This is a genomic window from Plantactinospora sp. B24E8, from assembly GCF_039871735.1.
GTDB lineage: Bacteria > Actinomycetota > Actinomycetes > Mycobacteriales > Micromonosporaceae > Plantactinospora.
Genome location: NZ_JBDPMH010000007.1, coordinates 135,756 through 149,958 on the forward strand (window position 1 = coordinate 135,756; position 14,203 = coordinate 149,958).

The window sequence follows — 14,203 nt, forward strand, 5'->3', positions numbered from 1 at the left end:
CGTACGGCGGCACCGGACCCCACCCGGTCCGGCGGTGCTGGCGGCGGGCGGATCCGACGGCGGCCCGTAGACTGGGCGGGTGACCGAGGCTCAGGCGACACCCCAGACCGGTAAGCGGGTCCTGCTGGCCAAGCCCCGTGGCTACTGCGCCGGCGTCGATCGTGCGGTGCAGACCGTGGAGGAGGCGTTGAAGCTCTACGGGGCGCCGATCTACGTCCGCAAGCAGATCGTGCACAACAAGCACGTGGTCTCCACCCTGGAACGGCAGGGCGCCATCTTCGTCGAGGAGAACGAGGAGGTGCCGGAGGGGTCGATCGTGATCTTCTCCGCCCACGGGGTGGCGCCGGAGGTCTACGAGCAGGCGAAGGCGCGGTCGCTGCGGGCCATCGACGCCACCTGTCCACTGGTGACCAAGGTGCATCACGAGGCCCGCCGGTTCGCCGCCGAGGATTACGACATTCTGCTCATCGGGCACGAGGGGCACGAAGAGGTGATCGGCACCGCGGGGGAGGCGCCGGCCCACATCCAGCTCGTCGACGGTCCGGAGGACGCCGACAAGGTGACCGTACGGGACCCGTCGAAGGTGGTCTGGCTCTCCCAGACGACCCTCTCGGTGGACGAGACCATGGAGACCGTGGCCCGGCTCAAGCGCCGGCTCCCGCTGCTGCAGTCCCCGCCGAGCGACGACATCTGCTACGCGACCCAGAACCGCCAGCACGTGGTCAAGGAGATCGCGGCCGAGTGTGACGTGGTGCTTGTCGTCGGCTCCCGCAACTCCTCCAACTCGGTACGTCTCGTCGAGGTGGCGGTGGACGCGGGTGCCCGGGCCGGTCACCTGATCGACTACGCGTCGGAGATCAGCGACGAGTGGCTGGCCGGGGCCGGCACGGTGGGGCTGACCTCGGGGGCGAGCGTGCCGGACGAGCTGGTCCGGGAGGTGCTCGACCACCTGGCCGCGCGGGGCTTCACCGACGTCACCGAGGTGACCACCGCCGACGAGCGGCTCACCTTCTCCCTGCCGCAGGAGCTCAAGCGGGACATGAAGGCCGCCCTGGCGGCCGGGTCGGCGAACGGGAACGGGCGGGGTGTCGTACCCGTCTGACCGACCATGAAGACGATGCGGATCGCCGCCGCTGTCCTGGCCGTCGGCCTGACCCTGACGGCCTGTGACGGGTCGGGCCCGTCGACCGAACCGGAGGGAGCGCCCATGACGTCGTCCGCCCAGCCGGACCCGACCGGCTCCGCCGCTCCGACCGGTCCGGCTCCCGGGCCGACCGGTTCCGCCGCTCCGACCGGAGTGCCGCCGACCGGTCCGACCCGGGGAGCGCCACCGTCGCCTGGGTCGGAGCTGACCCTGACCGGTGTGGTCCGGGAAGGTGTGGAACGCGGCTGCTACCTGCTCGACAACTACCTGCTCGTCGGCGGGCCGCGTGACGTGATCACCGCGGGCGGTCGGGTGACGGTGACCGGTCGGGTCCAGACCGATCTGATGACCACCTGCCAGCAGGGTGTGCCGTTCCGGGTGGAGACCGCGACCCGCGGCTGAGTTCTCCGCCGCCCGTCCGTCGACCCGTTGTCGACAACCGCCCGGTGGGCTGCCCGCCCCGGGCGTCGGCGTCGTATGCGACGAGTGCCGGGTCGCTACTCCCGGACGGCTCCCGGCTCCGACCTCGGTGCCGCGACGGCGGGACGCGGGACCGGCGGGTCGAGCAGCTCCGGGGCCTGCGGCTGTCGGGGGGCGGTCTCGACCTGCGGCGGGGTCGGCAGCTCGTCGTCGGCCACGCCCAGCTCGGCGAGCTTGCGGGCGCTGACCAGCACCCGCGCCTCCAGCGAACCGACCGCCCGGTTGTACGCGGTCACCGCGCCGCCGAGCGCGCCACCGAGCTTCGACACGTGGTCGCCGAGGGTGCCGAGCCGGCCGTACAGCTCCCGGGCCAGGGTGTGTACGGCCACCGCGTTGCGGGCCAGCGCCTCCTGCCGCCAGGAGTAGGCGACCGTACGCAGCAGCGCGACCAGGGTGGCCGGGGTGGCCAGCACCACGTTGCGGGCGAAGGCGTGCTCGAGCAGTGTCGGGTCCCGCTGCAACGCGACGTCGAGGAACGGGTCGGCGGGCACGAAGAGCACCACGAACTCGGGGGACTGTTCGAACGCCGCCCAGTAGGACTTCGCGGCCAGCGCGTCGACGTGCGCCCGCAGGTGCCGGGCGTGGTTGTCCAGTTGCCGGTCCCGTCCCGCCTCGTCCCGGGCCTCCATCGCGGTCAGGTACGCCTCGAACGGCGCCTTGGCGTCGACCACCACCGTTCGGCCACCGTGCAGGCGTACCACCAGGTCGGGGCGTACCCCCTGGTGGTCGGTGGCGGCGGTGACCTGCTCGGAGAAGTCGCAGTGTTCCAGCATGCCGGCGGCCTCGACGACCCGGCGCAGCTGGTGTTCGCCCCACCGGCCCCGGACCTGGGGGGCGCGCAGTGCCGCCACCAGCTGTTTGGTCTCGGTGCGCAGTTCGCCGGAGACGCTGGTCATCGCGCGGACCTGTTCGCGCAGTTCGGCGTAGGCGTCGACTCGGTCACGTTCCAGTTCGGCGACCCGCTGCTCGTAGCGTCGCAGGGTCTCGTGCAGCGGTGCGACGGCCCGGGCCACCGCCTCCTGGGACTGCGCGGTCGCCTCGTAGGAGAGCGCGCGCATCGACTGCTCCAGTCGCCCCTCGCCGTCCCGGGCGGCCCGCAGGGTCGCGTCGAGTCGGGCGATCTCGGCGCTCGACCGGGCGGTCGCGGCGAGCCAGCCGACCGCCCCGCCGGCGACGAGGCAGACCAGCACCACGGCCACCGTCGTCAGCTCCACGTGACGAAGCATGCCAAACGGGTACGACCGCCGCTCGCCGTCCTCGGCAGGTGGGCTGGTGGCCGCGCGTGGGTACCGTTGAATCATGAGCAGGTTCATCTGGTTTCTGCTGCTGCTGGTCCTGCTGGTCGGCGGCCTCCTCTGGTGGCGGCAGCAGAGCGCGGCCCGACAGGCCCGGGAGCTGGCCGAGGCGAGCCGCTGGTACGAGCGGCTGGGCGGGCAGCTGATGAACCTGCACGGTGACGCGCCGGCGGTCCGGCAGGCCCTCGCCGACGCGGGGGAGCGTTACACCGCGGCCGGCAGTCAGCTCGAACAGGCCCGCAGCACCCGGCAGTACGAGCTGGCCCGGGAGACCGCGTTGGAAGGGTTGGCCTATGTCCGGGCGGCCCGGGTCGCACTCGGCCTCGACCCCGGCCCCGACCTGCCGCCGCTGGCCGCCGCCCAAGGCGCCGGGGCGCTCACCAAGCCGCGTGAGGTGCAGGTCCAGGGCGAGACCTTCCGGGCCGGGCCGCAGCCCGGCGCCGCCACCCCCTACTACTACCCGGGTGGGCGGTGGCAGGGCCGGCCGGTGCCGGCCGGCTGGTACTCCACGCCCTGGTGGAAGACCGGTCTGGCGGCCGGCGCCGGGGTGCTGGGCGGCATGTTGATCGCCGACGCGCTCTTCTCACCCGCCTTCGCCGACCCCGGGTACGGCTTCGACGCCGGCTACCAGGAGGGCTTCTCCGACGGCGCGGACTTCGGCGGCGACTATGCCGGCGGTGATCTCGGTGGTGGCGGTGACTTCGGCGGTGGCGATTTCGGTGGTGGTGACTTCGGCGGCGGCGACTTCTGACCGGTGGCGGCGTCCTTGGCCCGGGTGACGCTCTCCCCGGGGTGACGCTCCGCCCGGCGTACTGCCGCCAGCGGGACGGGCGAAACGGCGGCTAACCGGCGGGCGGATGGTAGGGCTGGCGGGATGGTCCGGACCGGTGGCGGGCGGCAGAGTCGACAACTGTGAGTGTTGAGGTGGAGACGGTGGCGGTGGGCCGGCCGGGTACGGCCGCCCGGTGGTTGGGCAGCCTGGCCGTGGCGGGCCTTGCGGTCGCGGTGATGACCGCCACCGCGCAGGCGGTCGGCCGGTTCCACTGGTGGGCCGGCTTTGTCCTGGTCCCCGGGGCGTTGATCGCGGCGACCGGCGGGCCGCTGCTGTTCCGTACCGGTGGGCGGGCGTTTGTCGGCTACCTGCTGGCCTGTGTCGGCAGCCTCGTCTTCGCGGTCGGCGGGCTGCTGATGCTCGGACTGATGGGCCAGGGCTGGCCGTTCATGATCACGTTGCCGGCGTTGGCGGTCGCCGGTACCTATCTCTGGCGGTCGAACGATCCACTGCCGAGGGCCTTCCACCGGACCATCGCGATGCTGGCACTGGTCACCGCCGCGCTCGGCGTCACCTTCCTGCTGCTGGTCAACGACGTACTCGGCTTCGGGGCGCGCGGCTGGTGGGGCGGTTTCATCATGGCCGCCGGCGTGGTCATCCTCGGCAACGGGCTGGAACTGCTCCGGCACCGGATCGCCTACCGGGCCCAGGCGGTGACGTTGGCCATCGGCCCGGCGGTGATCGCCCTGCTGCTCGGCCTGCGTTTCCTGCGCGACTGGCCGTTCTACTTCTGAGTCCTCTACTTCTGAGCCCGCTTGACGGGGCACCGGCTGGGCGGGGGCCGGGCTCGCCTCAGCACTCCTCGCCCGCGCGTACCACCCCCGCCTCGTATGCGAACACCACGGCCTGGACCCGGTCCCGCAGGCCGAGCTTGCCGAGGACCCGACCGACGTGGGTCTTGACGGTCGCCTCGGCAACGCTGAGCCGCTCGGCTATCTCGGCGTTGGAGTGACCCCGGGCCACCTCGACCAGTACCTCCCGTTCCCGGTCGGTCAGCCGGTGCAGCCGCTCGTCGACCGGTGACCGTCCGGTCGACGGATCGGGCAGGTACCCGGCGAACGCGTCGATCAACCGGCGGGTCACCTTGCGGTGCGACCACCGCGTCGCCGGCCGCGACCGCCCGGATCCCGCTGAGCAGGTCGACTGGGGGCACGTCCTTGAGCAGGAAGCCGCTGGCGCCGACGCGTAGCGCGGCGAAGACGTACTCGTCCAGGTTGAACGTGGTGAGCACGAGAACGCGGGCCGGGGAGCCCGATTCGACGATTCGCCGGGTGGCCTCGATACCGTCCAGCACCGGCATCCGTACGTCCATCAGTACCACGTCCGGGCGGTGCGTACGGGTCATCGAGACGCCCTGTTCGCCGACCGCCGCGAGGTTGGTTTCGGCGGCGTCGGCCGTACGCCTCAGGTCGTACGTCGTCCGGCTGGCGGCTACCAGGTCAGGCCGTGGCCGTACGGGTCCCGGACGGCGACCACGATCACCGGCCGCCCGGCGGCAACCGAGGCGTCGATCCGGGACTCGGTCAGTTCGCCGTCGGCGACCGCGGCCAGCCGTCGGTTGTCGGTCAGAGCCTGTCGGCCACCTTCCGGGCCAGTTCGGCGTACCTGTCCTGTGGGATCAGCGCCGGCCCACTGAGGACGGCCATCCGCAGCTCCTTCTCGTACGGCTCGACGAACGCCAACACCCGGACGTTGTCCTTGGTGTAGGCGACCGCGTCGGCGCCCACCGAGTCGACCCGGGTGGTCTCGGCGTTGCTGCCCTCGGCCACCGCGTCGATCGTCTCGGTCGCGGTGTCGGCGCGGTCGGGATAGGCGATGGTGACGAGGGAGAGAACCTCACGGCCGTCGTTCTCGTACAGGCAGCTGTAACGCTTGGGGTCCGCCTCCGCGTCCGTGGAGTCCCGGGCCTCCAGTTCGGTGCCCTTCGAGCTGCCGAGGATCTTGACCACCACACTGGCGGACAGCAGATCGCAGGCCGAGGTGACCGTCTTGACCCTGGCCGGCGGACGGGCCGTCGCGGCGCTCGACTCGGGAGCCTGCCACACGGCGCCACCCGAGGCGCCGGCCCCGGTGTCACCGCCACAGCCGCCAAAGGCGAGCGCCGCCGCCGGGGCGGCGATGAGCGCGACAGATCGGCGTGCCTTCGTGAAAGGGAGCACGTGGGGATTCTCCTCATCGGTTTCTGGTGGAAATTCTCGATCTCTCGTGGAAATTGTCGGATCGGTCGGCGGCGGCATTGTTGCCTCCGGTGGCTGAGCCCGCCGAGCGAGTTTCTGCTGGCAGGGTGTCCGGCCCGACGGGTCAAGACAAGCAGAGTCACGATATTCCTGTCCAATACGCGATTCCCGTTTGGCGATATCCGAACGCGTATAGGTGCGCCGGTCGACGCGGATCGGCAGTCTGTGGAGGCCCGGCCACGTGGGCGCTGTGGGGTAAGCGCCCGAGCTATCCGATTTGTCAGTCCGATGTTCTGGGTTCCCTTGATCGGGTGTGCGTCATCGGGTCGGAATGTGTTACGTCGACGCGCGGCACAGGGCACGGGACATCAATCACGCTTTCCGCGGCGCTCATCGGGTCGTTCGTGCAGCAAGATCAATCCATGTCCGGCAACAACCGCGTCACGCCCGACACCCGTCCACCGGAGGTGCAGAGCATGTCATCAAGGTTGCCCCGTCGTCCGAGAAGATCCGCCGCGAGCCGGGGCGTCGCCACCGGCACAGTACCCGTCCAGGGCCCGGTACGGCGGACCGCCGTACCGTCGTCCGCGGGCGGGCCCGTCGGTGTCACGCTCAGACGCCACCTCGCGGTGGCGGCCGTGGCGCTCGTCGGGGTCGCCGGATCGACGGTGCTCGCCACCGGGCCGGCTGTCGCCCAACCGCTGCAGGCGCACTGCGGCACGGAGACCGGAAACAAGCCGGTCTCGGGCTTCATCAGCCACGACGAGTTGCGCGACCGCCTCCAGCAGATCGAGCACACCAGTGGCGGCAGGGTCGCCGTCGACATCGCCGGCCGCAGCAACCAGGGCCGGGAGATCTGGACGGCCCGGGTCGGTGAGGGCGACACGGTCGTGCTGATCCAGAGCCAGATCCACGGCAACGAGATGAACGGCACCGTCGCCCTGCTGGAACTGCTGAAGAGGCTCGGGGACAACTCGGCGCGCTCGGCGCAGATCCGCCAGAACGTCACCGTGGTCGCCGTACCGAGGCTGAACGCGGACGGCGGCGAACTGGACCAGCGGCAGAACGCCCGGACCTGGGACCAGGTCGTCGCCGACTTCCCACAGCTCGCTGGCGCACAACCGGCCTGGAACTACAGCTCCCGGGTCGGCGGTTTCGACGTCAACCGCGACTTCAACCCCAACCTCGACTACGTACCGCAGCCGGCCGACCTCCCCGGCGACAGCGGCTCGGTCGGCTGGTACCTCACCCCCGAGGCCCAGACCACCCGCGACGTGTACCGGGCCCTGGAGCAGGAGTTCGGCACGGTGGACGTCTTCGTCGACCTGCACAACCAGGCGCCGTGCTACACCGGCGAGGGGATGGACGACTACACCACCCTCTCGATCTCGGGCCGGTTCATCGCCGACCCGGCCGCGCACGGCAACTGGCCCAGGTTCGACTACGACGCCTCACGCCGGGTCAACGTGGCCGTGTACGACGCCCTGCAGGGTGGCAACTCGCCGCAGAGCAAGGTGACGCTCTACCCGCAGGACACCGACCTGCCCGGCACCGCGCTCGGCTCGTTCGCCCTGCGGGGCAGCGCGACCATCCTGTTCGAGACCCGGGGACAGACCCAGTCCTGGAGCCAGAAGCAGAACGGCCTGCTGAACAAGCAGATCGAGGTCGGGCTCTTCGGTATCGTCGACGCGATCACCGACGGAACCCTGGACGACATCAACCCCGCGCGGTACGAGTTGATCCCGGAGCGGACCAACCTTCCGAACGACTGACCGTACGGACACGCCCCCGCTCCGGCCGCCGTCGGCGGGAGCGGGGGCGTGCCGGTCGTGGTCCGGTAGTGGGCGTCAGCCGCCGTCACGACCGGAGTCGGCGGTCACGGCCGGAGTTGGGCCAGGGCGGCGACCGCCACCCCGTACGCCGACCGCCTACCTGCCTCGTCGAAAATCCTCTGGTGGTTGGGGAAGTCGAGCGGTGCTCCCCACGCCCACCGTCCCACCTGGTACTCCGTCCAGGAGCCGACGGTGGGGTCGCCGCTGACCGAGAAGCAGGTGTACCAGGCCGGAACCCAGCTCTCCCCGGGATACATGTCCCAGTACTCCTCCGACACGTTGGGCGTGGCGTAGCAGTACGGCGTGAACGAGATCCTGATCCGGTCGAAGGCCGCGACCAGCAGCGCCTTCAGGCCCGTGGTGTCGAACCGGGCCTGGGCCCGGGCCACCAGTGCGATCGGTCCGACCGCGCCGAGCGCCATGCCCAACTCGTGTCGCGTCACCGAGTTCCCCGGACCGCCGACCGCTCCGTAGAGGCTGTCGATCAGGGTGACGCAGGCGGTGACGTCCTGCGCCCAGCGCTGCTTGAGGCTGAGCGAGAACTCCTCGATGTCGGCGAACTCGAGCACGTGGTGCCGGGCGCACGCCTTCGCCTCGGCGGCGGCGAGCTGGTCCATGTGCGCGATGATCGCCGTCTGCGACGCCTGCACCTGCTGCACGATAAGCGTTGTCGCCTGTTCCAGCGTCATTCCGCCGCTCTGTGAACTGTTGTAGTACGACAGCGCCTGCGAGGCGAAGGAGATCACGGTCGCGATCGTGCCCACGTCCACCGCCCGGGCCGGTTGCGCACCCCCGGGCACCACGAGTGCGGTCGCCAGGGCGCTGGTCGCCACCACCCGTAGCAGTCTTCGTCTCATCCCGTCTCCTTCGGTTCCGGCCGGCGTCCGCGGCACTCCGGTCCACCCGGTGCCAGCCGCACGGTATTGAGCCGGGTTGGACGCGTACTGGAACGGAACTGGACGCGGTCGGTGGGGGACCAGTGGTGGACCAGCCGAGGTCCAGTCCCGTTCGGCACCCTGCCGGCAGCAGCTGTGAGAGGAGAGTCAGTATGAGAGCCAGTGCGCTGCGGAAACTCGCCGCCGCGGCGGTCGCCCTCGCGGTCGTGCTGCCCGGAACCGCGCAGCCGGCCCAGGCCGACCCGGACGGCCCCAACCCGTCACTGATCGAGTTCGTCGACCTGGCGCTCGACCTGGCGGGCCGGCTCGGCAGCGGCGGTGGTCTGAGCCCGGAGGCCATCGCCGGGATGACCCAGGACATCATCAACGCGCTCAACAACGCCGAGTCGGCGGTCATCGCACACGTCGACAGCATCGCCGCGGCGGACCTGCGGGGCGCCGCCCGGCACCACCTGCTGGAGTTCGACGACATCAACAACTTCGAGGAGGAGACGCTGGAGGACTGGGCCCAGTCGGTCAGCGGCGCGGCCAGTCTCGCCAACGAGTACCTCAACACGGTCTCGGACCGGCGGGCGGTCGACGACATCGGGTACGCCGCCATCACGCTCTACGGCCTGGCGTTGGTGGCCCGGGCGAAGGCCGGGTTCGGCACCACCCGGCTGAGGCAGGACTACCAGACCGCCCTGCTGAAGATCATCAACCGGCTGGCACCGAGCTGCCGCTACCACTATCCGGAGCCGAACGCGGTACCGATGATCCGGGCGTACACCTGCGAGGTGTACGGCGCCCACACGGCAACCCAGCTGGAGCAGTACCACCTCGGGGTGTGGCAGCTGGGACCGATCGACCCGGCGGCGGTGGAGGCGGCGTCGTACGCGAACACCAGCCGCCGGGTCGCGGTCGAGGTGCTGTCGACGCTGCCGTAACGGCACCCGGGCGCCTCGCGGGCCGGCTGACCGACCGGTCACGGCTCTCCGGCCGATGCCGGCCCGCCGCAGCCCCTGGCACACTGACCGGTATGGATGTCCTGGTGTCCTGGCGGCAGCGGGCCGTTCTCGCGGTCGCCGTGCTCTCCCTTGTGGTCAGTGGGGTCGCGCTGGCGGTGGCTCTGGCGGCGCGGCCCGACCGGACCCCGGTCGTCGCCGGGCGTGGCGAGGCCGGTCCGGACCTGACCCTGCGGTTGAGCGCCGCGATCGAGTTGCTCGGCGCGCCGAGCGAGACGGTACGGGCCGGCGCGGTCTTCACCCTGGAGGGCGTACTGCGGGACGCCCCCGAGCGGCAGCCCACGGTGACCGCCGTCCTCGCCGGGTTCATCCGGCAGCGGACCAGCACGGCGGATGCCACCGGCCGGACCGGACCAGACGGCGCGGTAAGGCCGGACAGTGCGGTAGGACCGGACAGTGCGGTAGGACCGGACGGCGCGGTGGAGCCGGACGGGGTGACACGGCGGCCGGCGGTGGACGTGCAGGCGGCGCTGACCGTGCTGGGCCGCCGGGACGTCGGCCGGGACCGTCCGGGGGACCGGCTCGACCTGACCGGCGCGGTGCTGACCGGGGTGTCGTGGCGGGGCGCGCCACTCGCCGGTGCACTGCTCGCCGGCGCCCGCCTGGACGGCGCCGACCTGCGGGGGGCCCGCCTCGACGGCGCCGACCTCACCGACGCGAGCCTGGTCGGGGTGACCCTGGACCGGGCCACCCTCCGGGACGCGGTGCTGGTCCGGGCCGACCTGACCAATGCCCGGATCAACCTGTCGACGCTCGACGGCGCGATCCTGACCGGGGCGGAACTCGTCGGCGCCGGGCTGGACGGGACCGGGCTGGTCGGCGCCGCCCTGATCGGCGCCGACCTGCGCGGGGCGCGGCTGGACGCCACCAACCTGGCCGACGCGAACCTGACCGACGCCGACCTCAGCGACGCGTACCTCGGCTACGTGACCGCGCCCGGGGCCGATCTCACCCGGGCGAGACTGGTGGGCTCGAACCTGATCGACATCGACCTCTCGGAGGCGCTGCTCGCCGACACCAACCTGAACCGCGCCTGGCTGCACGGGGCGACACTCGACGACACCCGGGTCACCGCCGACCAGATCAGCTGCGCGCTGCTCAGCGACCGGACCCTGCTGCCGGCGGCGATGCCCGTACCGGCCCGCCCCGCGCCCAGCTGCGCCGACTGACCGGCGCCCCACGCCACGGCGAGGACCACCACCGGCCGCCGACCGGCGACAGGAGAGGCCGGCCCCTTCCGCACACTCGTCAGAACGCGCAGGCGATGACCAGTTCCGGCGTACGGTCGGGCAGGAAGTCGAGCTTGCCGATCCGGCCGGCCGCCTTCAGGTCACCGGCGATGGTGGCGAGCTGCTCCAGCAGCGCCGCCGGTCCCAGGGCCTCGGCCAGCGGCACCTCGGTCCGCATCGAGAGCTTGCGTTCCGATTTCGCCCGCCGCACCTGGGTCAGTGCCGCGCCGGCCAGGTCCAGCAGCGCCGGGTCGCCGTCGGCGGCCACCCGCTGGACCTCGTACGTCGTCGGCCAGGGTGCCCGGTGCACCGAACCGTACCGCCACCAGGACCAGACCTCCTCGGTGACGTACGGCAGGAACGGGGCGAAGAGTCGCAGTTGCGCCGAGAGTGCGGCGGCGAGCGCGGCCCGGGCCGAGTCGGCGCCCGGCCCCTCGCCGTACGCCCGCTCCTTCACCAGCTCGATGTAGTCGTCGCAGAACGTCCAGAAGAACGATTCGGTGACCTGCAGCGCGTCGGTGTGGTCGTACCGGTCCAACGCGGCGGTCGCGTCGGCGACCACGGCGGAGAGCCGGGCGAGCATCGCGCGGTCCAGCGGCTCGGTCGCCGGCGCCCGCAGCGCGTCGGCGGCACCGAGACCGAGGGCGAACTTCGACGCGTTCAGCAGTTTGGTGCCGAGCCGCCGGCCGACCTTGATCTGGGCCGGGTCGAAGGCCAGGTCGGTGCCGGGCCGGCCGTTCGCCGCCCAGTACCGGACCGCGTCCGGGCCGTGCTCGTCGAGCAGGCCCATCGGGGTCTGCACGTTTCCCTTGGACTTGGACATCTTCTTCCGGTCCGGGTCGAGGATCCAGCCGGAGAGGATCGTGTCCCGCCAGGGCAGCACGCCGTGTTCCAGGTGCGACCGGACCAGCGTGGCGAAGAGCCAGGTACGGATGATCTCCTGCCCCTGGGGCCGCAGGTCCATCGGGAAGACCCGGGCGAACAGGTCCGGATCCCGCTCCCAGCCGCCGACGATCTGCGGGGTCAGCGACGAGGTGGCCCAGGTGTCCATCACGTCCGGGTCGGCGACGAAGCCGCCCGGCTGGCCACGTTGCGCCTCGACGTAGCCGGCCGGCACGTCCGAGGTGGGGTCCACGGGCAGCGCGGACTCGTCCGGCGTGAGAGGCTGGGCGTGGTCCGGCTCGCCAGTGTCGTCGAGCCGGTACCAGACCGGGAACGGCACCCCGAAATAGCGCTGCCGGCTGATCAGCCAGTCGCCGGTCAGGCCGCTCACCCAGTGCTCGTAGCGGTGCCACATGTGCGCCGGCACCCAGTTCAGCTCCCGCCCGCGGGCCAGCAGTCCGGCCCGGAGTTCGGCGTCCCGACCACCGTTGCGCAGATACCACTGCCGGGTCGAGATGATCTCCAGCGGGCGGTCGCCCTTCTCGTAGAACTTCACCTGGTGGGTCACCGGGGTCGGCTCGCCGACCAGGTCACCGGAGGCGGTCAGCAGCTCCACGATCCGCCGCCGGGCCGCGTTCACCGGCAGCCCGGCCAGTTGTGCGTACGGCTGCGCGGGCACCGCCTCCGGCGGCTCGGGGAGCAGCCGTCCGTCCCGGCCGATCACCACCCGGGTCGGCAGCCGCAGCTCCCGCCACCAGGTCACGTCGGTCAGGTCGCCGAAGGTGCAGACCATCACCAGGCCGCTGCCCTTCGCCGGGTCGGCCAGCGGGTGCGCGTACACCGTCACCTCGACCCCGAACAGCGGGGTGGTGACGGTGCCGCCGACCAGGTCGGCGTACCGCTCGTCGTCCGGGTGGCAGACCAGCGCCACGCAGGCGGGCAGCAGTTCGGGGCGGGTCGTCTCGATGTGCACGTACCGCTCGTCGCGTCCCGGCCCGGGCGCCGCAGCGGTGCCGGTGCTGCCCGGCCCCGACGCCACGACCTCGAACCGCAACCGGTGGTACGCCCCCTGGCGCTCCCGGTCCTCCAGTTCGGCCTGGGCGACCGCGGTGCCGAAGCCGACGTCCCAGAGCGCCGGCGCCTCGGCGGTGTACGCCTCACCCCGGGCCAGGTTCCGCAGGAACGCCCGCTGGGCGGCGGCCCGGGCCACCGGCCCGATCGTGGTGTACGTCAGCGACCAGTCCACCGACAGCCCGAGCCGCCGCCACAGCGCCTCGAACGCCTGCTCGTCCTCGGCGGTCAGCTGCTCGCAGAGCTCGACGAAGTTCCGTCGGGAGATCGGCACCGGCTGTTTGCGCGCCTCGTCGCTGACCGGCCGCCGCGGCGGCTGCCACGCGGGGTCGTACGGCAGTGTCGGGTCGCACTTCACCCCGTAGACGTTCTGCACCCGACGTTCGGTCGGCAGCCCGTTGTCGTCCCAGCCCATCGGATAGAAGACGGTCCGGCCGCGCATCCGCTGGAAGCGGGCCACCAGATCGGTGTGGGTGTACGAGAAGACGTGCCCCATGTGCAGTTCGCCGGATACGGTCGGCGGCGGGGTGTCGATCGAGTACACGTCCGAACGGGCCCTGCTCCGGTCGAACGCGTACGTGCCCTCCTCCTGCCAGCGGGGTGCCCACTTCTCGGCCAGCCCGTCCAGGCTGGGCCGCTCCGGGACCCCGGTGCGGTGGTGCCGCTCCGTATCGGTCATCCGCCGATGGTACGGGAGCGGTCTCACCGGCCGAGAGCTGTTTTACCGCCGCTGGCCAGCGGTTCCGCCGGTCGACCCGGTTCCGCGGGTCGCTCCGGTTCCGCCGGTCGGTCCGGGGTGGCGGATCCGGTGGGCCAGTCGTCGAGCAGGAACCGGCGGACCAGGGCGGCGTGCGACAGCGGGCTGCGTTCGTCGGCGACGTCACCGTTCGTGGTGTAGTCGAGCAGGACCACGTCCCGTTCGGCGGCGAGGCGCCGCAGCTCGGTGACCAGGTCGGCGGCCGGGTGCTCCAACACCCACCGGTACGCCGGCAGGTAGATCCGACGTCGCGCCTCGGCGTAGCCGAGCAGCGTCCGACCGGTCAGACCGGCCCGGTGACCACGCACCGGGCCGTACCGGCGTACCGTCCGCTTCAGGCCCGTCATGCTGGTCACCCGCAGTTTGCCCGGGTCGACGTCGGCACCCTCGAAGACCTTCAGCGCCTGCCAGATCCCCTCGACCGACTCGGCGTGGACCCCGGGGGTCAGCGGCACCGGGATGTTGCCGTGTGGATAGAACGGGCTGAGCCGGACCCAGGGCTGCGGGCCACGTGAGGTCACGTCGAGCACCAGGGCGCCGGGCGCCGCCGCCTCGATCGCCGCCGCCGACCGACGTCGGCTCAGTACCCGTACGACCATCGGTG

12 protein-coding genes and 1 pseudogene are annotated in these 14,203 nt (G+C 71.8%); 7 read left to right on the forward strand and 6 right to left on the reverse strand.

Annotated elements, in window-relative coordinates:
- Window positions 1-79: 79 nt before the first annotated feature.
- Both ABGB21_RS13815 and ABGB21_RS13820 read left to right on the forward strand, forming a co-directional pair.
- Window positions 80-1,102: a 4-hydroxy-3-methylbut-2-enyl diphosphate reductase gene (locus tag ABGB21_RS13815; RefSeq protein WP_347652950.1), complete on the forward strand. Its 1,023-nt coding sequence runs from the start codon at window positions 80-82 to the stop codon at window positions 1,100-1,102.
- 6 nt (window positions 1,103-1,108) lie between these two features.
- Window positions 1,109-1,546, forward strand: coding sequence for a hypothetical protein (locus ABGB21_RS13820; protein ID WP_347678057.1), 438 nt, complete (start codon window positions 1,109-1,111; stop codon window positions 1,544-1,546).
- Between the two features lie 95 nt (window positions 1,547-1,641).
- On the opposite strand, the gene ABGB21_RS13825 is transcribed toward ABGB21_RS13820, so the two are convergent.
- A complete protein-coding gene (locus ABGB21_RS13825; protein ID WP_347652948.1) occupies window positions 1,642-2,850 on the reverse strand; it encodes a DNA recombination protein RmuC in 1,209 nt (402 codons plus the stop codon).
- 73 nt (window positions 2,851-2,923) lie between these two features.
- Between ABGB21_RS13825 and ABGB21_RS13830 the strand changes: the two genes are divergently transcribed.
- Together ABGB21_RS13830 and ABGB21_RS13835 are read left to right on the forward strand one after the other, a co-directional pair.
- Complete coding sequence (locus ABGB21_RS13830) at window positions 2,924-3,670, forward strand: hypothetical protein (protein ID WP_347678059.1); 747 nt, start codon at window positions 2,924-2,926, stop codon at window positions 3,668-3,670.
- A 161-nt stretch (window positions 3,671-3,831) separates the two neighbouring features.
- The gene (locus ABGB21_RS13835) at window positions 3,832-4,485 is read left to right on the forward strand and encodes a hypothetical protein (RefSeq protein WP_347652946.1); all 654 of its coding nucleotides are present in this window, start codon (window positions 3,832-3,834) and stop codon (window positions 4,483-4,485) included.
- A gap of 58 nt (window positions 4,486-4,543) precedes the next feature.
- Here ABGB21_RS13835 and ABGB21_RS13840 read toward each other — a convergent pair.
- Both ABGB21_RS13840 and ABGB21_RS13845 read right to left on the reverse strand, forming a co-directional pair.
- Window positions 4,544-5,084, reverse strand: a pseudogene (locus ABGB21_RS13840) (response regulator transcription factor); the annotation flags it as partial.
- 232 nt (window positions 5,085-5,316) lie between these two features.
- The gene (locus ABGB21_RS13845; protein WP_347678061.1) at window positions 5,317-5,910 is read right to left on the reverse strand and encodes a hypothetical protein; all 594 of its coding nucleotides are present in this window, start codon (window positions 5,908-5,910) and stop codon (window positions 5,317-5,319) included.
- A 656-nt stretch (window positions 5,911-6,566) separates the two neighbouring features.
- On the opposite strand from ABGB21_RS13845, the gene ABGB21_RS13850 reads away from it, so the two are divergent.
- On the forward strand, window positions 6,567-7,700 hold the full coding sequence (locus ABGB21_RS13850; RefSeq protein ID WP_347678063.1) for a M14 family zinc carboxypeptidase: 1,134 nt from the start codon (window positions 6,567-6,569) through the stop codon (window positions 7,698-7,700).
- A 104-nt stretch (window positions 7,701-7,804) separates the two neighbouring features.
- Here the strand turns inward: ABGB21_RS13850 and ABGB21_RS13855 are convergent, their stop codons facing one another.
- Window positions 7,805-8,617, reverse strand: a complete 813-nt coding sequence (locus tag ABGB21_RS13855; RefSeq protein WP_347652943.1) for a hypothetical protein — start codon at window positions 8,615-8,617, stop codon at window positions 7,805-7,807.
- 191 nt (window positions 8,618-8,808) lie between these two features.
- Between ABGB21_RS13855 and ABGB21_RS13860 the strand changes: the two genes are divergently transcribed.
- Both ABGB21_RS13860 and ABGB21_RS13865 read left to right on the forward strand, forming a co-directional pair.
- A complete protein-coding gene (locus ABGB21_RS13860) occupies window positions 8,809-9,582 on the forward strand; it encodes a hypothetical protein (RefSeq protein WP_347652942.1) in 774 nt (257 codons plus the stop codon).
- A 92-nt stretch (window positions 9,583-9,674) separates the two neighbouring features.
- Window positions 9,675-10,829 (forward strand): pentapeptide repeat-containing protein, encoded by a 1,155-nt coding sequence (locus ABGB21_RS13865; protein ID WP_347652941.1) that lies wholly within the window; start codon window positions 9,675-9,677, stop codon window positions 10,827-10,829.
- Window positions 10,830-10,908: 79 nt separating this feature from the next.
- Here the strand turns inward: ABGB21_RS13865 and valS are convergent, their stop codons facing one another.
- Window positions 10,909-13,521 (reverse strand): valine--tRNA ligase, encoded by a 2,613-nt coding sequence (gene valS, locus ABGB21_RS13870; protein ID WP_347678065.1) that lies wholly within the window; start codon window positions 13,519-13,521, stop codon window positions 10,909-10,911.
- A 23-nt stretch (window positions 13,522-13,544) separates the two neighbouring features.
- Entirely contained in the window at window positions 13,545-14,198 is a 654-nt protein-coding gene (locus tag ABGB21_RS13875) for a hypothetical protein (RefSeq protein ID WP_347652939.1), read from the reverse strand.
- Window positions 14,199-14,203 lie beyond the last annotated feature (5 nt).

What these genes read in the sequence shown, in the direction of transcription:
- ABGB21_RS13865 (WP_347652941.1), top strand. Translation starts at nt 9,675, where the DNA reads ATGGATGTCCTGGTGTCCTGGCGGCAGCGGGCCGTTCTCGCGGTCGCC.
- valS (WP_347678065.1), bottom strand. Translation starts at nt 13,521, where the DNA reads ATGACCGATACGGAGCGGCACCACCGCACCGGGGTCCCGGAGCGGCCC.
- ABGB21_RS13830 (WP_347678059.1), top strand. Translation starts at nt 2,924, where the DNA reads ATGAGCAGGTTCATCTGGTTTCTGCTGCTGCTGGTCCTGCTGGTCGGC.
- ABGB21_RS13875 (WP_347652939.1), bottom strand. Translation starts at nt 14,198, where the DNA reads ATGGTCGTACGGGTACTGAGCCGACGTCGGTCGGCGGCGGCGATCGAG.
- ABGB21_RS13860 (WP_347652942.1), top strand. Translation starts at nt 8,809, where the DNA reads ATGAGAGCCAGTGCGCTGCGGAAACTCGCCGCCGCGGCGGTCGCCCTC.
- ABGB21_RS13825 (WP_347652948.1), bottom strand. Translation starts at nt 2,850, where the DNA reads ATGCTTCGTCACGTGGAGCTGACGACGGTGGCCGTGGTGCTGGTCTGC.
- ABGB21_RS13820 (WP_347678057.1), top strand. Translation starts at nt 1,109, where the DNA reads ATGAAGACGATGCGGATCGCCGCCGCTGTCCTGGCCGTCGGCCTGACC.
- ABGB21_RS13855 (WP_347652943.1), bottom strand. Translation starts at nt 8,617, where the DNA reads ATGAGACGAAGACTGCTACGGGTGGTGGCGACCAGCGCCCTGGCGACC.